Genomic DNA, 16291 nt, shown 5'->3' on the forward strand with positions numbered 1-16291 from the left:
ATCAGTAGTGCACGCGCTTTTCAACAAAGCGGAATTGAATGAATGTCAGGCCGAGCACCAGCAGCAAAAGCACCACGGATTGCGCCGAACTGCCGCCCAAATCAGCTCCCACAAACCCGTCGCGATACACCTTGTACACCAGCGAGGTGGTGGTGCCGCCGGGGCCGCCGTTGGTCATGGTGTCAATCACGCCAAACGTTTCGAAAAAGGCGTACGTCAGGTTGATCACCAAGAGGAAAAAGCCCGTTGGTGCCAACAGCGGAAAGGTAATTGTCCAGAAGCGTTTGCTGTCGCTAACGCAATCAAGCGTGGCTGCTTCTTTGACCGCGTAAGAAATTGACTGCAATCCAGCAAGAAAATAAACGAAGTTGACCGCGACCTGTTTCCACACCGACACCAAAACGAGTGCAAAAGTGGCATCGAACGGGTCGGTTTGAACGCTGAATGTCCAACCGACTTTGGCGAAGAAATCGGTCAGCACACCGATGTGTGGGTTAAACAAAAATCCGCCGATGATGCCCGCGACGGCTGGCGCGACGGCGTACACCCAAGTCAGCGTTACTTTGTACGAGCCTTGGCCGTGAATCACATTGTCGGCTTTGACGGCCAGCAGCAGCGCGATGGCCAGTGACAAAAACGAGACCAGTACCGAAAACAGCACGGTGAAACCGAGTGATTCCAGATAGTCGCTCGATTGAAACAGCATCTGGTAGTTTTCAAACCAGACGAACGTGGAGGACATGCCCCACGGGTCTTCCAGCATGAATGAGAGATAAACTGCTTTTGCCGCCGGATACACGAAGAAGATCGCGATGATCACGATTTGAGGCGCCAGCAAAACATAAGGCAGTGGTGAGTGAAAAAATTGTTGTCGACGTTCCACGACTCTTTCCAGTAATGCTTAACCCCGAGAATATCCGGTGAAGCGAACAACTTCCCGGTATCTTGGGGTTGGGTTAGCTACTTTTCGCGCAAGCGAAAACAGCATCAAAAAGAAAGCCTGCTTACTCTGGTGAATAAGCAGGCGAGCGCGTTATTGCACGGTGCGTGCGAAGCGATTCAGCAGTTTTTCACTTTCGTCTTCGACTTTGTTCAGGCTCGCTTCAACCGAAGCACGACCTGCGAAAATGTTGTCGAATTCACGGTGCATCACTTCACGAATCTGCGGGTAGTAACCGAGGCGGTAGCCTTTGGTCCATTCACCCGATGCCAGGCTCAGCTGTTTCACGCCCACTTCTGCGTCCGGCTGCTTGGTGTAGTACCCGGAGGCTTTGGTCATGTCATAAGCCGCGTTGGTGACGGGCACGTAACCGGTGGTTTCGTGCCAGTACATTTGCACTTCCGGGCGAGTGAGATAAGCGAAGAAGGCCGCGACCGCTTTGTCTTCCGCTTTCGGATGGCCATTAAGCGCAAACAGCGCCGCACCGCCGATAAAGGTGTGTGTGCCTTTGGCGTTCAGCGACTGCCAGTAAGGCAGGTATGTGGTGCCCAAATTGAAGGTCACGCGGTTACGCAGGCCGCCGAATGAACCCGAAGAGCCCATCCACATCGCCACTTCTTGACGTTCAAATGGCGTCTGGTTTGCATCCCAGTTACTGCCGTAGTATTTGAAGTAACCTTTGTCCGACCACTCTTTGAGTTTCTTGAAATGCATCACCATGTCTTGGGTGTTGAACATCAGCTTAGAAGAGAGTGATTCGTAGCCGTTCTTGTGATCAGAAAGAGGCAGGTCATGGCGCGATTTGAAGTTCTCAAACATGATCCAAGGGGTGTGTGACTGAGAAAATGCCACGTAACCTTTGGATTTCAGCTTCGCTGCCAGCGCTTCAAGCTGCTCGTACGTTTTTGGCGCTTCGCCATCTACGGTGCTCAGAATGTCTTTGTTGTAGTAGAGCACCGGTGTTGAAGAGTTAAATGGCATGCCCACCATTTTGCCATCGTTGTCGGCATAGAAGTTACGCACGCCCGCCAGGTAATCTTTGGCGTTAAATGAATAGCCCGCATCGATCATGATGTCTTGCACGGGTTTTGCCACACCCGGCGCATTCATGATGGTTGCTGCGCCGGCATCAAACACCTGAAGAATGTTTGGTGATTGGCCCGCACGAAATGCCGCAATACCGGCCGTCAATGTTTCAGTGTATTCACCTTTATAAACGGGCGTGATTTTGTAGTCGTTCTGCGATGCATTGAAATCGGACGCAATCTTGTTCACGGTTTCGCCCAACTGACCGCCCATGGCGTGCCACCACGTGATTTCTGTTGCCGCTAAACTGGATCCTGAAAAGGTTGCTGACAGCAGACCCGCTAACCATAGCTTATTCATTGTGTTTTCCCTTGTTGAGTTTCGAACGAGACTGTTCTTGTTTCGTTTGACGCTATGGTGGCGAAGAAATATGTCACATCCGTGGACGTTAAATTTCATTCCGATGAAAGATTTATGGATCGCGTGCGCGGCATCACAGGCTGTGGTTTATCGGACGATTGCACAGTGATAGCGCATAAATACTTATGAATGACCTAATAAGGCGCAATATCTCAGTTCAAAACGCCAGAATATGAGAAAAATACAAAATATAATTGGAACAAAGATTGCTAAGATTAGTAACATCACTGGACGTTATTGTCGTTTTTATCAGGGAAAGAAAATGAAAATAGGTGTGATTGGGGCAGGCGCTGTTGGGGTTGGGATCTGTAACTACTTGTTGACCTTAGGCAGTGTGAGTGAACTGATTTTATTGGACCGCGATGTGGCGCGCGCGGAAGGGGAAGTGTTCGATTTTCGCCACACGGCGGCGCTGACCTTTTCTAAAAATACCCGCATTGTGCCCACGGACGATTATCTGGAGCTGATTGGTGCCGACATCGTGGTGATCACCGCTGGCGCGCAAATTCAGCAAGGCCAGTCACGGATGGATCTGGCTGAAATCAATAGCAAAATTGGTGTGGATATCGCGAAAAAAATTGAGCGTGTTGCTCCGAAAGCGGTGTTGATTGTCGTGACCAATCCTTGTGACATTGTCACGCACAGCATCGTCGCCAACACCGGTTACAGCCCGGGCCGGGTGATCTCGGCAGGTTGCGTGGTGGATACCGCGCGTTTGATGACCATTGTCGCCCAGCGCGTCAATCTCGATCCGAAAAACGTGTTTGGTTACGTGCTGGGTGAACACGGTAGTCACTGTTTTACCCCGAAAAGCTTAATCAGTATCGCCGGACAAGCCGCAGACTATTACTGTGATGCCAACCATCTTGACCGCATTGACGCCGATGAGTTGTTGGAGTCTGTCAAACAGGCGGGTTATGAAATTTTCAAACGTAAAAACAACACCACGCACGGTATCGCGGCCAGTGTGTTTCGTATTATTCAGGCGGTGACCATCAACGAACATTCTGTGCTGCCAGTAGGTACCTTGTTGCGAGGGGAATATGGCCTCAACGATGTGGTGCTGAGTTTGCCTGCGGTGGTAGGGCGAAATGGGGTGGAAAAAATCCTGATTCATCCATTTACCGATGCCGAAATGCAGACGCTGGTGTCGATTGCAGACAACTTGCGAGAAAACATGATAAACGTCGCCAAATCGACGGGATTGAGCTACTAATTTGATCGGGCGAGTATTTTTGCTCGCCCGTTGCGGTTTTTACGTGCCAGCGCTGCGAAGGCTGCTATGCTTACTCCATCCAAGGAATGGATAGAACAGCAAAGGAAACGCGTGAAATTACATACTCTTAAAGGCTACATTCAGAACATCTACCTCGCCGAATACCCCGATAAACTGCTGTTACTTGATGGTGCCAGCCGCGCCGACGTGCCGATGATTCAAGCTTTTATCGAAACGACGCTTGAGCGTCCACTGAGTGACCTCAAGACCGTTGTCGTGACTCACATGCATCCTGATCACGCGGGCGGCGCGCACAAATTGCGCGAGTTGACGGGCTGCCACATCGTGTCGGCCAATAAGGCAACCCATTGGTATCAAGGTTGGGAGGGTGTGTTGATGTACCTGACCGATTTGGCGCTCGCACACTGGATGGCGAATCGCCTGCGCAGCCCCAAGCGCCGCTTATGGTTTGCCCGTAAGCTACTGGCGGACGTTCGTGTGTCTGACGGTGACACCATCCCCGGGTTTGATGAGTGGCAGGTGTTAGAAACGCCAGGACACACTGACCGCGATTTGTCGGTGTATCACGCTGAACAGGGCATCCTGTATGTGGCCGATTTGATTGTCGAAGTGAAGAAGCGGTTGATTTCTCCCTTTCCGATTTTCTATCCGAATCAGTATCGCCGCTCGGTCAAACGTGTTTTGGATCTTGCCCCCAACACATTATTGCTCGCGCATGGTCAGGACATTCCGTTTGATGAAGCGGCGTATCAGCACCTAATCGATACTGCGCCGGTTCGCCCGGCGACCCATTGGCGTGTCGCCAAGCTCAAAGCGAAAAGTGTGCTCAAATCGGTGTGGTTATTTGGCTTTCTGGAACGGAAAAATCAGCTTTGAGGTATCAAAGCCCGCCGCCTGCGCTTTTTTGAGGGCGGCTTGTAATTCATTGTCGGCAATGGTCGGTGTGCGTGACAGCAGCCATAGATAGTCGGTGTTGTAGCCGCTGACCAGCGCCAACGAGTAATCATCTTTCAAATCAAACACCACATAACTGCCATAAAACGGGCCAAAGAACGACACTTTCAAATGCGCGATGTCCGGTGAGGCGACAAACTTGGCTTTGCCTTCGGCTTCCTGCCATTGTTGCGCATGGTCATTCCAGCCTCGATTGATGACCTTGACGCTGCCGTCGTCATTGCGTGAATAAGTGGCGCTGATCTGGTTTAAACCCCGCTCAAAACTGTGGTCGAGTCGCGCAATTTCATACCACGTTCCTAAGTATCGATTGAGCTCAAAATGGCCGACCGGCGTCACTTTATCCGGCGTTCCGGTGCATCCCGCGAGCAACATCATCAACACCACGAATAGATTAAATTTCAACAATTTCATAACACTATCCTTTTTATACACGTGAAAGGGCATACGGAAGATAACGCATAGACGATCATTATTCATCGCGTGATTGTCGCCAGCAGGAAAAGCGGATAGAATGGCAAACTTAGTTGATAATGAGAGCTTTTATCAATAACATATTCGCATTCTCACGCGGTAAATGATTACAATGATGAACCTTTTAAAACCTAGCCTAGTACTGCTTTCTGCAGCGACCATGCTTCCAGCTTATGCCAATACTCTGGACGATGCGAAAGCCATTCAGAACAAAACCAATGCAGCGTCTGCATCCAGCCAGCGCACGATCGACAAAAGCTCGGCCGCCGCGATGGAACTGCAATCGGAAATCGAACAATTGAACGAAGAGGTCAAAAACCTCAGCGTTTACCGCGACCACTTGGCCTCATTGGTTGTAAGCCAAGACAGCGAAATCACCAGCCTTCAAGAGCAAATCGTCGAAATCAATCAAACTCGTCAAGGCATTGTGCCATTGATGTACCAAATGATTGATGGGCTGCAAACCAACCTGAGCGAAGATAAACCCATTCGCCTGACGGCTCGTGAAGACCGCATCGAAAAACTCAAAGCACTGATGCCACGTGCAGATGTCAGCGATGCAGAAAAATACCGTCGTATTTTAGAAGCCTACCAAATTGAGATGGATTACGGTTCGAAGCTGGGCGTTTACCAAGACACCATTCAACTGGCTGAGAACGATGCGGTGAAAGCAGATATTCTTTACCTTGGCCGCGTGTCGCTGATTGCGCGTAACCTGAACGCCACGCAGTACTGGTCTTGGGATCAAACACAGAAACAGTGGTCTGCGGTGAGCGGCAGTAATAAAGCCGATCTCGATACGGCTTACAACCTGGCGAATCAACAAATTGCACCCACCTTGTTGACGCTTCCTGTATCGCTGACTCAAGCGGAGGCAAAATAATGACCTTGAATAAACTTGTCTCTGTGATGGGGCTGAGCCTGATTCTGACCGCGCCAACATTCGCCGCGACAGACTTAGTGCAACAAGCGAGAACGGAAAACCGCACAGAGCAAACACACAACGTGAAACGCGAAGCGGATTTCAAGAAAACCGAACAAGAACTAAAAGCAGAAAAAGCGGCGTTGATTGCCAAACGTAATGCGTTGCAAGCAGAAGCCGACAAACTGTCAGCTCAATTCAGCAAAAATGAAAACAGCCTCGCGCGTTTGGAAGAAAAACTGCGCTTAGAAACGGGCAGTTTAGGCGAAATTTTTGGCGTTGTGCGTCAAAACGCCAAAGAGATCAAAGCTGAGCTAGAACACTCCGTTACTGGCGTAGATCGTCAACAATACGCATCCGTCATTGATGACATTGTGGCGGCCAAATCACTGCCTTCGATGAAACAACTGGTCGGCTTGTGGCATGCGATGGATGAACAGATTGTCGCCAGTGGCGAAATCAGCACGCACGACATCAACTTCATTGATGGCGAAGGCCGCACGCACAGTGCGTCCGCAACACGAATTGGTGCGCTCGGTTTGGTAACAGACCAAGGTTACGTGAGTTGGAACAACGCACGTAAAGATGCCATCGCTTATCACAAACAGCCTGATAACGGCCCAACGTCGTCTTCACTCACGGCGATCGCACAAGGTGACACCGCGCCTGTGGTTCTTGACCCATCGCGTGGCACGTTACTTGAACAACTGGCACAAGCACCGACGCTAAAACAACGCCTTGAAGCGGGTGGTGTGATCGGCAAGATCATTCTGGTGCTACTGGCCGTGGGCCTGATCATTGGTGTGTATCGCGGTGTGGTTCTGGCGATCGCACGTCAGAAAATCAAAGCGCAACTGAAAACGCCAAATCAACCGGGCAACAACCCGCTGGGTCGCATTCTTTCGGTCTACAACAAAGAACAAAACCGCAGCGTGGAAGCGCTGGAACTACGCTTGCTTGAAGCAGTCGTGGATGAGCAAGCGGGGCTTGAAAAAGGACTGTCGATGCTGAAACTGCTGGCTGCACTGGCACCGATGCTGGGTCTGCTCGGTACGGTGACCGGGATGATTGAGACCTTCCAAGTGATCACTCAGTTTGGTAACGGCGATCCAAAAGTAATGGCGGGCGGTATCTCAATGGCACTGGTCACCACGGTGCTTGGCCTTGTGGCGGCCATGCCACTGTTGCTGGCGCACAACATCCTCAGTACCCAAGCAGAAAATATCCGCAATATTCTGGAGAAACAGGGGATTGGTCTGGTCGCGGAAGAAGCGGAACGCGAATGTGGCGTGACGCCAGCTTCTAGCGTGGTTGGCAACGCAGCGTAAGGAATCAAGATGAACCAAGCAGACTGGTTGTTTTCACTGAAAAATCTGTTTTTGCCACTGTCAGAGTTTATGGCTCAGGGCGGAACAGTGCTTTGGTGGCTGGCTGCGGTCGTCGCTTTATGTTGGCTGTTGGTGGTGGAGCGCGTGATTTATCTCGCCTTCACGTTTCCTAAACAACGTAAGCAGTGGGTTGAACAGTGGCATGCGCGCCGCGATCATCAATCGTGGCACGCACATGCCATTCGTGAAGGGTGGATTGGTCAGGCTCATATCGCACTGACACAAAACCTCAACGTCATCAAAGTACTGGTTGCCATTTGTCCGATGCTCGGACTGCTTGGCACCGTCACCGGGATGATCTCGGTGTTTGATGTGATGGCAACCCAAGGCAGCAGCAATCCAAAATTAATGGCGTCAGGCATCTCTCTTGCGACTCTGCCCACTATGGCAGGCATGGTCGCTGCGCTGGCCGGTATGTTCGTGCACGCGCGTTTGGCTAAAACCTGTCGCCTGTTTGAACTGAAATTAGAAAAATCGTTAAGGAGTCAGCGATGAGACTCGGTCGACGTCAGTCGAAACAAGAAGAGGCGCAAATCGACCTCACCTCAATGCTGGATATCGTATTCATCATGTTGATCTTCTTCATCGTGACCAGCTCGTTTGTGCGAGAGTCCGGTGTGGAAGTGAATCGTCCGTCTGCGGCCAATGTGGTGGCGCAGAAAGATGCGGGCATTTTCGTGGCCATTACCTCAGCCAACGACATTTATATTGATAAACGTCAGGTTGATGTGGAGCGCGTTCAAGCCACGTTGGAACATCTCTTACTGGAACAACCGGAAGCCTCTTTGGTGATTCAGGCGGATGAACATGCCTACAACGGCACGGTGGTTAAAGTGATGGATGCGGCGAAAGGCGCGGGCGTGAAGAACATTGCCTTGGCTGCGGAGAAACGCTAATGGGGCGTCTATTGTTAGCCATGCCATTTGCCGCAAGCATCTCGATTGGGTTGTTTGCCTTTATGGCATGGATGGTCAACAACGACGGCATGCGAGCACCTAAGCAAGGCGAATCGCTGAGCTTTAACATGGTGATGGTGGAACAAGAGCAGGATGTGCAACGCCGCCAACGCAGTGTTCCGGAGCAACCGAAAGCCCCGGAACAGCCGCCAGAAACACCGGTATCACAAAAACAGACAACGGCCAGCAACACCGTTTCGCCAACCAGCGTACCGTCACTGGGTTTGGATACGGCGATCAATGGCATAGAAATCAGCGCGCCAACCTTTGGTGACTTTGGTGTGAACCAACAAGCGCTGCCACTCTATCGTGTTGAGCCAAGTTATCCGCCGCGTGCGTTGAAGCGGGGTGTTGAAGGCTATGTGGTGCTTAAATTTACCATTGACGAAACGGGTCGTCCGACCGACATCGAAGTGGTTGATGCCAATCCGCGTCGTATGTTTGAACGTGAGGCAATGCACGCGTTGAGAAACTGGAAATACCAACCCAAACTATTGGATGGCAGTGCCGTATCTCAGCCGGGTCAAACCGTAAAACTGGAGTTTAAATTAGCCAAATGATGAAACGATTAATCGTCTGTCTATTGCTGATGAGCTCGGCGTCACTTGCGACAGCGGCGGAACTGAGCCAATACGCGGCCAACAAAGCGATGCGCGCCAACCAACTTGCGCAAGATAACAAGTTAAGGGAAGCCATCAACACGTTGAAAAATTCTGAGGTGACGCGTGCTTACGACAAAGCGTACTTTGCGCGAATGTTGGGTGTGTTTTATTGGCAAAACGAGCAACTGAAACCGGCGATTCAATCGTTGAATGATGCGGTTTCAAGTGGTCAACTGGTTGATGATCAAGGGTGGACGACGCGTCGCATGCTGGCCGATTTGCTGCTGATGAATCAGCAATACAAGCAAGCATTGCCGCACTACTATGAGCTGGTCAAGTCAGCACCGAAAGATCAAAAGGTGTATGAACTGTGGCTGCGCATTGGGCAAATTCATTATCAAGCGCAGCAGTGGCAAAAGTCACTCAATGCGATTGCACGTTATGAAGGTTTTAAACGCCCAGACGAAGTGACGCCACTGTCGGTCAAACTGGGTGCTCAGCTTCAATTGGAGAAGTGGAAAGATGCCATTCCAACCTTGAAGCGCCTCATTGCGCTGGAGCCGGAGAAAGGCAACTGGTGGCTGCAACTGGTCAGTTTAGAACTCCGTACCGGTCAGAAGAAAGATGCTCTTAGCAGCTTGGGTCTGGCTAAATTGCAAGGTGTGGCGTTAAGTCAGCACGACCTGCGTTTGTTGGCGCAACTTTATGCGCAAAATGGTGTGCCTGAGCGCGCTGCACGTGTGATTGAGTTACTCGATGAAGCGGACTCAGACATTCAACTGATCACCGAGCGTGCCTTCTACTGGCAACGCGCCAAAGAGTGGGATCGCGCGATTGAAACTTGGACGTTGGCTGCCAAATTTGATCGTCGCTACCACTGGAACGTCGCCCAATTGCTCAATCAAAAAGGCGAGTACCGCTCTGCGTTGAGCGAACTCGACCACGTGAAAGAAAAAGATCGTCAGCCGCAAGTGGCTTTGGCACGAGCGCGGGCGCTGTACAAGCTTAACCATTTGGAAGAGGCGCTGATTCAAGCGAAGCGTTCAAACAATCTTGACCCGTCAGATGAAGCGAAAGGCTGGATCAAATACCTCACGCAGTTGCGTCAAATTCAGACGCGCCAAACGTCGTAATACATCGCAACGCCATCTCGAAAAGACCTCCTTGTGAGGTCTTTTTTCGTTCTGAACACCTGTCGGGTATCGGCGTCGTTGAATGCTTGTTGCCCAATCAAGCGCTGGGCTAGGGCGAATGATGAAATCATAGTAACTTGCAAATGATATTGATTTGCAAACAAGAATGGTTCTTTGTATGCTTTACCCCATCATCGAGTTTCAGGATCATCCTTCGTCATGAATAAGGTCAGCACGCAGAGCCAAGCCGCCTTTGAATCGTTGTTTCACTATGCGCAACAACTTACGCCTTATCTGGATGGTCGTGTGGGGGTTGCCCAAGCGGGGGAAGAGGCGATTGCGCTTGAACGTCACAATGGCGACACGTTTGCCGCAATTTATGACGAAATCAAAGCCGCGTCTCCTGAAGCTGGGCAAGCTTATTGGCTAACTCGCACCTGGGGGCTGTTGTGCTGGCAACCGGTGTACCTGTCATTTCTCTCCGTTTACACACAAAAAGCGTTGCCGGATTTTACCCGCATGACGCAATATCGCCGTCCGCTGTTTGTGGCTGGATTCAGTTTTGAACCGCATGAATGGCAGCATGGCAATCGCACGCAGTTGATCCATCGCGTGGCCCATCAATTGACGACGCTGTTTGAACAATATCGCGCAGAGATGAACGAGTTCGTGCGGATTCGTCCGGGGTTTACGCAGCATCTCTTAGCTGACATGCTTTTGAGTTGTCTGGTGAAATTGCAGCAACTTCGGCCGCACTATTCCAACGCGCAAATTCTGACGCAAGCGCGCGTGTGGTTAGCGGCGTTTGATCTGCCAGACAAACACTTATCCAGCTTGAAATTGGATCCAAAATCCCAACAACTCACCTTGGTGCGTAGCAGTTGCTGCCTCGTCTACAAATGCAGCGGCCGCAAGGTGTGTCCGGATTGCCCCCGTGCAGCGGTCAATAAACAAGCGCAAGCGCTCGAGCTGACGCTTGTTCATTAAGTTACATATGCAATCCCTATTCGATTAATAACTAAAACCCATTTGGCGCTCGGCGTGCATAGGCTTATCCTGATCACAGATTAATGATAAGAGGAGCATGCAGATGGCAGAGACAACAGCACTGGTAGTAGAAGGCGGAGCAATGCGCGGCATATTTGCCAGCGGCGTGTTAGATTCCTTCATGGATTTTAACTACCGACCTTATGATTTCGTGATGGGTGTGTCTGCTGGGGCATCGAATCTTGTGGGTTACCTTTCCAATCAGCCACTGCGCAGTTATCAAGTCATCACCAAACTCGCGACCAGTAAAGAGTTTTACAACCCAGGTCGATTTCTTCGTGGTGGTAGCTTGGTGGACGTTCGCTGGTTAATTGATGAAGCCAACCGCATCTATCCTGTGGATGAAGAACGCTTGTTCTCATCGATTCCTTTCTATGCGGCGGCCACCAATGTCGACACGGGTAAAGCCGATTACTATCGGGTGACGCAAGACAACTTTGCCACCGCAATCGAAGCCACGTCGGCGCTGCCCCTAGTGTACAAACCCACGCCATGTTTTTCGGGGGGCTGTTACACCGATGGCGGCATTGCCGATTCAATTCCAGTGAAAGAAGCGTATCGCCGCGGCGCTCGTGACATCACTGTGATCTTATCGCATCCGCTGAGCTATCACATGGCGAAACCGAAAAGTGAATGGATGATGAAACGCCTGTTTTCAAAGCATCCTCATGTGGCGAACTCAATCATTCACCGCTTTGAGAAATACAACGGTTCGTTGGAATTCATTCACAATCCACCGAAAGATGCGACGATTCGCGTGATCGCACCGCCAGAAAACTTTGCCGTCAAGCGCTTAACCATGAAGAAACCGCTGCTTGATGTCGGTTACGACATGGGTGTGAAAGCGGGCAGAGCGTACATTCAGTCCCAAGGAGCCTTATGATGAATTTTATAGAGAAAATGGTCGTTTTCGTGTGTGAGATCGAGACGTATCAAGATGTGTTGGCTGGCCTTGCTAATACGTACGAAGAAGAAGTTTGAAGCGGCTCGCGACTTGTCACACAGGGCCATGGCGTTGGGGATGATAAAGCATGATAACTCTCGCATCGTCACACTCACGCTTTTGGCCTCATTCGATAACCTTTCCACAATAGAGCACATCCCTGACTCATCTGGACGTGCTCATGCAACTCAAACTCACTCTTATTGCTGCGGCGTTATTGACGGCGCAGCACGCGCCAGCCATTGCGAATCCACTGGCTTTTGTTCCTGTCGCCCAAGCCAATGAATACCACGATGGCATCAATATTTATGAATATTGGCAGAGTGAAAAACTCGATGGTATTCGTGCTATTTGGAATGGCAAACAGCTGTTGACCCGCAATGGCAATCGAATCTACGCGCCACATTGGTTTACCGACCCGCTACCGGATTATCCATTGGAAGGAGAGTTGTGGGCTGGACGAGGTCATTTCCCACTTGTGCAGCAGACGGTGCTGGATCACACCCCATCTGATACGGCGTGGCGCAAGATTGATTTCATGCTGTTTGATATGCCGGAAGCTGCCGGCGATTACACCAAGCGTTATTACAACCTCAAATATTTAGTGGAACAGGCCGCCGCATCGCACATCAAATACATCGAGCACTCACCGGTGCTTTCTGAAGCGGAACTGTTGAACTATTTAGACTCGTTAATCAACCAAAATGGCGAAGGTGTCATGTTACGCAAAGTAACAGCGAATTATCAGGCAGGGCGCAGCAACGATCTGTTAAAGCTGAAAAAATATCAGGATGCTGAAGCGCGGGTCATGGGCTATAAATTTGGTAACGGCAAATACAAAGGCATGATGGGGTCGTTGCTGGTCCGCACTGACGAAGGCACCGAGTTTTACGTAGGAACCGGTTTTACTGACGAGCAACGTCAGAATCCACCTGAAATTGGCAGCCTCATCACTTACCGCTATAACGGCTTAACGGCCGAAGGCAAACCTCGCTTCGCGCGCTTTGTTCGCTTTCGTGCCGTGTACTAACGCCATGCCATCATTCATATCGTGAACTCACCTGATGGTGTTAACGACCCACCGTGACGGAGCAGCGCTTAAACAGAGCTTGCCAGTATTGCATGTGATGTTGGATCGCTTGGCGAAATGCTTGGTGGCTCTGCACAATGGTAAAGGCGTAGTCGCTCAACGGTGTCGGTTCAAACGGCGTTAGATTGGGTGCCAATGTGAAGTAAATGCTGTCAATTTTAGCGAGGTAAGGTTGCAGCTTCTCCACATAAATAGATTGAAATACATTGCGTAGATAATTGAGTTTGGTTGGGTTACGGTTGGCACCACAAACAATGGTGGCATCGTGTTGAGTTAATTGCTGGGTGGCCGCACTCAGCCAGCGCGCCGAATTGTCGAGCGAGAATTTCAATTGACCGAGCAAGGGTTGCTTCTCCAACGCTTCTTGATAAGGCGTGACAACTGGCAATGCCACCGCCAGTTGTTGTTGCGCAATGGCCGCATGGATGGCGGAGAACGTGGTTAACGCCTCATTAATCTGTGCCGTATCCCAATGACCTTCGAGCCATTCATGGCTGGTGAGCTGCTGACGCATGGCTGTGCTGGTGTACAACAAGTTGTGCCACTGCGCCGGTAATTGGTCGATTTTATCTGCTTCGATGTCACTTAATTGTTGGCGCAATTTCGGCGAAAGGTCGTTGTCGGTGATGCAGCGTGTGAGGCCGTGCAACAGTGCCAATTCATAATCAAAACGGCGAAATTCATCTTGAACTTTCCCCAGAACGGAATTGCGTTCTGCGATCAGCGAAAACAACGCACATTTGCGCAGTTCATAGCTGTCTAGTAAGCCAAGGGTGAGCGGGTCGATGGTGATGAGAAGATTGCGTTTATCCGGTAAGGTTTGATTTTGCGTGTCAGGAAAGGGAATGGCTGCGGCGTCCTGAACATTAGCAATGCGTTGAATGTAGTCGGCAAAATCACGCTCAATCGCAGGCCGCGCCAAGTCGCAACCTGTCATCCACAGCGCCATCAATCCAATCATCCAATAACGCACGCAACCTCCTTATACTTCATTCCGTATACAAAAAGGCCAGCGTTCTGCTGGCCTTCAAACTCGTGGGTTTAGCGGGACGCAAAATGCATTTGCATGTCGTCGTCTTGTTTCTGCACCCAGTACAGACGCAGGCCGAGCATCAATGCCGCCGAACTTAAGCCGATGATGAAACCAATCCAGAAGCCTTGAGCACCCATCGGTTCCACAATTAGATCCGTCATCCCCAAGATGTAACCGGATGGAAGGCCAAGAATCCAATAGGCGATGAACGTACGGTTGAAAATCGCCGCCATGTCTTTGTAGCCGCGTAGGGCACCTGCGGCGATCACCTGAATGGCGTCAACCACTTGGTAGATGGCTGCAAACATCAACAATGTCATCGCTAGGCTGACAACCGCTGGGTTCTCGGTGTACAACAGTGATACGTGTTCACGGAACAAAACGGTCAATGTGGCGGTGATAACTGCAGTGCCAACACCCACCATCAAACCGACGTTGGAAGAAATCGCCGCACCACGGAAATCTTTTTCACCCAGCGTATGGCCGACCCGGATCGAAACCGCCGCACCAATACTCATCGGTAACATGAACACCAACGATGAGAAGTTGAGTGCCACTTGGTGCGCTGCCACCACGAGGGAGCCTAATGGCGCCACCATCAGTGCAACCACGGCAAAGAGTGTCACTTCAAAGAACAGCGCCGCTGCGACCGGGAAGCCCAGACGGAACAGACGAATCTGCGCTTTCAGTTGGGGTTTGTGGAACGAATCAAACAGCTTAATGTGCGCCAAACGGTTGGATGTGATGACGTAAAACAGCAGCATGAAGAACATCAGCCAGTAAACGATCATCGTGGCCACGCCACACCCAATGCCGCCCAGTGCTGGCGCGCCAAATTTGCCGTAAACAAAAATCCAGTTGAGAGGAATGTTAAACAACAGACCAACAAAACCAATCACCATGGCTGGCTTGGTGAGAGACATGCCGTCGGTAAAGCTACGCAGCGTTTGGAACAATAAAAAGGCTGGTACCGCAAACACCATCGCGTGCATGTAACCGATAGATTTTTCCTGCATCATCGGTTCGACCTTCATCACGCCCAAAATGGCTTCGGTTTGCAGTAGCACGATGATGATCGGCACGGAAATCACCAGGGCTAAAACGCCGCCTTGATGAATTTCAAACGGAATTTTGTGCTGACGTCCGGAGCCGTTGAGTTGTGCCACCACAGGAACCAGCGCCATAAGCAACCCAATGCCAAACAGAATGGAAGGCAACCAAATACTGGCCGCGATGGACACCGCCGCCATGTCGATAGCACTTACGCCACCGGCCATAATGGTGTCAACAAAGCCCATTCCCGTCTGTGCGACAGATGCGATGAGAACTGGCGTCGCCAATTTAATTAAATTAGACGCCTCGATTTTATATTGATTACGGTGCACGAATTTCTCCGGAAGGAACGACTGCTAGAGCGCATCAAAAGCAAATTTTGATGCTGGAGTGAATGATAAAGAAATGTCACACTAAGCACCACGAAAAACTGTCGGAATCACAAAATGTTTACAGGTATTGTGCAAGGCACAGCAAAAGTTGTGACCATCGAAAAGAAAGAAAAATTCCAAACTCATGTGCTCGATTTACCGGCGGGACTGGGACAAGGCTTGGCGATTGGTGCATCTGTCGCGCATAACGGTTGTTGTCTGACGGTGACGAAAATCGAAGGCACGGAAGTTTCGTTCGATTTGATGCAGGAAACCTTACGCCTCACTAACCTGGGTGAACTCGCCCCGGGAGCTTGGGTGAACATCGAGCGTGCTGCGAAATTTGGCGATGAAATTGGTGGCCACAACATGTCTGGGCACATCAGTGCAGTGGCGACGATCACCGAGGTGATCGATACACCCAATAATCGAACCATTTGGTTTGAACTGCCAGCCCAACACATGAAGTACATATTGGCGAAAGGGTACATTGGACTCGACGGGTGCTCACTCACCATCGGTGAAGTCAAAGCGAACCGCTTTAATGTTCACTTGATCCCAGAAACTATGCAGCGCACGTTGTTTGGGCACAAGCAGGCTGGCGATCACGTCAACGTTGAGTTTGATCCCCAAACGCAAGCGATCGTCGATACGGTCGAACGCGTTCTCGCTGCCAAGCAGATGTAAAAAAGAGCGCTTAGG

Annotated in this window: 17 protein-coding genes; 12 read left to right on the top strand and 5 right to left on the bottom strand. The window is 50.7% G+C overall.

From position 1 onward, the window contains the following. Position 1: 1 nt before the first annotated feature. Both ACF8PK_RS06195 and ACF8PK_RS06200 read right to left on the bottom strand, forming a co-directional pair. Positions 2 to 883 (bottom strand): ABC transporter permease subunit, encoded by an 882-nt coding sequence (locus ACF8PK_RS06195; RefSeq protein WP_004725838.1) that lies wholly within the window; start codon positions 881 to 883, stop codon positions 2 to 4. 150 nt (positions 884 to 1033) lie between these two features. Continuing rightward, positions 1034 to 2326 carry an extracellular solute-binding protein gene (locus tag ACF8PK_RS06200; RefSeq protein ID WP_172562236.1) on the bottom strand — a complete coding sequence of 431 codons (1293 nt, stop codon included), beginning with the start codon at positions 2324 to 2326 and terminating at the stop codon, positions 1034 to 1036. Between the two features lie 322 nt (positions 2327 to 2648). Between ACF8PK_RS06200 and ACF8PK_RS06205 the strand changes: the two genes are divergently transcribed. Next, positions 2649 to 3602 carry a malate dehydrogenase gene (locus ACF8PK_RS06205; RefSeq protein WP_004725841.1) on the top strand — a complete coding sequence of 318 codons (954 nt, stop codon included), beginning with the start codon at positions 2649 to 2651 and terminating at the stop codon, positions 3600 to 3602. 111 nt (positions 3603 to 3713) lie between these two features. Then, complete coding sequence (locus ACF8PK_RS06210; RefSeq protein ID WP_014205053.1) at positions 3714 to 4499, top strand: MBL fold metallo-hydrolase; 786 nt, start codon at positions 3714 to 3716, stop codon at positions 4497 to 4499. Here the strand turns inward: ACF8PK_RS06210 and ACF8PK_RS06215 are convergent. Continuing rightward, complete coding sequence (locus tag ACF8PK_RS06215) at positions 4464 to 4991, bottom strand: lipocalin family protein (protein ID WP_041942540.1); 528 nt, start codon at positions 4989 to 4991, stop codon at positions 4464 to 4466. The genes ACF8PK_RS06210 and ACF8PK_RS06215 overlap by 36 nt on opposite strands. 175 nt (positions 4992 to 5166) lie before the next feature. Here ACF8PK_RS06215 and ACF8PK_RS06220 point away from each other — a divergent pair, with 175 nt between their 5' ends. The 9 genes from ACF8PK_RS06220 to ACF8PK_RS06260 all read left to right on the top strand — a co-directional run bounded on the left by ACF8PK_RS06220 (position 5167) and on the right by ACF8PK_RS06260 (position 13072). Continuing rightward, positions 5167 to 5934, top strand: coding sequence for a DUF3450 domain-containing protein (locus tag ACF8PK_RS06220; RefSeq protein ID WP_206980613.1), 768 nt, complete (start codon positions 5167 to 5169; stop codon positions 5932 to 5934). After that, entirely contained in the window at positions 5934 to 7301 is a 1368-nt protein-coding gene (locus ACF8PK_RS06225; protein WP_392440552.1) for a MotA/TolQ/ExbB proton channel family protein, read from the top strand. Before ACF8PK_RS06220 ends, ACF8PK_RS06225 begins: the two co-directional genes overlap by 1 nt. Before the next feature lie 9 nt (positions 7302 to 7310). After that, positions 7311 to 7856: a MotA/TolQ/ExbB proton channel family protein gene (locus ACF8PK_RS06230; RefSeq protein ID WP_004725850.1), complete on the top strand. Its 546-nt coding sequence runs from the start codon at positions 7311 to 7313 to the stop codon at positions 7854 to 7856. Continuing rightward, positions 7853 to 8257, top strand: coding sequence for a biopolymer transporter ExbD (locus ACF8PK_RS06235; protein ID WP_154181178.1), 405 nt, complete (start codon positions 7853 to 7855; stop codon positions 8255 to 8257). The genes ACF8PK_RS06230 and ACF8PK_RS06235 overlap by 4 nt, the downstream gene beginning before the upstream one ends. Continuing rightward, positions 8257 to 8877 (top strand): energy transducer TonB, encoded by a 621-nt coding sequence (locus ACF8PK_RS06240; protein ID WP_004725855.1) that lies wholly within the window; start codon positions 8257 to 8259, stop codon positions 8875 to 8877. The genes ACF8PK_RS06235 and ACF8PK_RS06240 overlap by 1 nt, the downstream gene beginning before the upstream one ends. Next, positions 8877 to 10052, top strand: coding sequence for a tetratricopeptide repeat protein (locus tag ACF8PK_RS06245; RefSeq protein ID WP_392440617.1), 1176 nt, complete (start codon positions 8877 to 8879; stop codon positions 10050 to 10052). The genes ACF8PK_RS06240 and ACF8PK_RS06245 overlap by 1 nt, the downstream gene beginning before the upstream one ends. Before the next feature lie 219 nt (positions 10053 to 10271). Next, positions 10272 to 11039 (top strand): siderophore ferric iron reductase, encoded by a 768-nt coding sequence (locus ACF8PK_RS06250; protein ID WP_055466843.1) that lies wholly within the window; start codon positions 10272 to 10274, stop codon positions 11037 to 11039. Between the two features lie 103 nt (positions 11040 to 11142). Further along, positions 11143 to 11982: a patatin family protein gene (locus ACF8PK_RS06255; RefSeq protein ID WP_038151119.1), complete on the top strand. Its 840-nt coding sequence runs from the start codon at positions 11143 to 11145 to the stop codon at positions 11980 to 11982. Between the two features lie 241 nt (positions 11983 to 12223). Beyond that, positions 12224 to 13072, top strand: a complete 849-nt coding sequence (locus ACF8PK_RS06260; protein WP_392440555.1) for a DNA ligase — start codon at positions 12224 to 12226, stop codon at positions 13070 to 13072. A 40-nt stretch (positions 13073 to 13112) separates the two neighbouring features. Here ACF8PK_RS06260 and ACF8PK_RS06265 read toward each other — a convergent pair whose 3' ends face one another. Together ACF8PK_RS06265 and ACF8PK_RS06270 are read right to left on the bottom strand one after the other, a co-directional pair. Then, positions 13113 to 14105, bottom strand: coding sequence for a DUF3080 domain-containing protein (locus ACF8PK_RS06265; protein ID WP_392440557.1), 993 nt, complete (start codon positions 14103 to 14105; stop codon positions 13113 to 13115). Between the two features lie 68 nt (positions 14106 to 14173). Next, positions 14174 to 15550 (bottom strand): MATE family efflux transporter, encoded by a 1377-nt coding sequence (locus ACF8PK_RS06270; RefSeq protein ID WP_041942541.1) that lies wholly within the window; start codon positions 15548 to 15550, stop codon positions 14174 to 14176. Between the two features lie 114 nt (positions 15551 to 15664). Here ACF8PK_RS06270 and ACF8PK_RS06275 point away from each other — a divergent pair, with 114 nt between their 5' ends. After that, positions 15665 to 16276 (top strand): riboflavin synthase subunit alpha, encoded by a 612-nt coding sequence (locus tag ACF8PK_RS06275; RefSeq protein ID WP_154181174.1) that lies wholly within the window; start codon positions 15665 to 15667, stop codon positions 16274 to 16276. Positions 16277 to 16291 lie beyond the last annotated feature (15 nt).

The sequence above is a fragment of the Vibrio sp. CJQ_6 genome, from assembly GCF_043106745.1.
GTDB lineage: Bacteria > Pseudomonadota > Gammaproteobacteria > Enterobacterales > Vibrionaceae > Vibrio > Vibrio furnissii.

Excerpts from the sequence above, each read along its gene's own strand:
- ACF8PK_RS06235 (WP_154181178.1), top strand. The coding sequence starts at position 7,853 with ATGAGACTCGGTCGACGTCAGTCGAAACAAGAAGAGGCGCAAATCGAC.
- ACF8PK_RS06250 (WP_055466843.1), top strand. The coding sequence starts at position 10,272 with ATGAATAAGGTCAGCACGCAGAGCCAAGCCGCCTTTGAATCGTTGTTT.
- ACF8PK_RS06200 (WP_172562236.1), bottom strand. The coding sequence starts at position 2,326 with ATGAATAAGCTATGGTTAGCGGGTCTGCTGTCAGCAACCTTTTCAGGA.
- ACF8PK_RS06245 (WP_392440617.1), top strand. The coding sequence starts at position 8,877 with ATGAAACGATTAATCGTCTGTCTATTGCTGATGAGCTCGGCGTCACTT.
- ACF8PK_RS06240 (WP_004725855.1), top strand. The coding sequence starts at position 8,257 with ATGGGGCGTCTATTGTTAGCCATGCCATTTGCCGCAAGCATCTCGATT.
- ACF8PK_RS06260 (WP_392440555.1), top strand. The coding sequence starts at position 12,224 with ATGCAACTCAAACTCACTCTTATTGCTGCGGCGTTATTGACGGCGCAG.
- ACF8PK_RS06225 (WP_392440552.1), top strand. The coding sequence starts at position 5,934 with ATGACCTTGAATAAACTTGTCTCTGTGATGGGGCTGAGCCTGATTCTG.
- ACF8PK_RS06230 (WP_004725850.1), top strand. The coding sequence starts at position 7,311 with ATGAACCAAGCAGACTGGTTGTTTTCACTGAAAAATCTGTTTTTGCCA.
- ACF8PK_RS06255 (WP_038151119.1), top strand. The coding sequence starts at position 11,143 with ATGGCAGAGACAACAGCACTGGTAGTAGAAGGCGGAGCAATGCGCGGC.
- ACF8PK_RS06275 (WP_154181174.1), top strand. The coding sequence starts at position 15,665 with ATGTTTACAGGTATTGTGCAAGGCACAGCAAAAGTTGTGACCATCGAA.
- ACF8PK_RS06215 (WP_041942540.1), bottom strand. The coding sequence starts at position 4,991 with ATGAAATTGTTGAAATTTAATCTATTCGTGGTGTTGATGATGTTGCTC.
- ACF8PK_RS06220 (WP_206980613.1), top strand. The coding sequence starts at position 5,167 with ATGAACCTTTTAAAACCTAGCCTAGTACTGCTTTCTGCAGCGACCATG.
- ACF8PK_RS06205 (WP_004725841.1), top strand. The coding sequence starts at position 2,649 with ATGAAAATAGGTGTGATTGGGGCAGGCGCTGTTGGGGTTGGGATCTGT.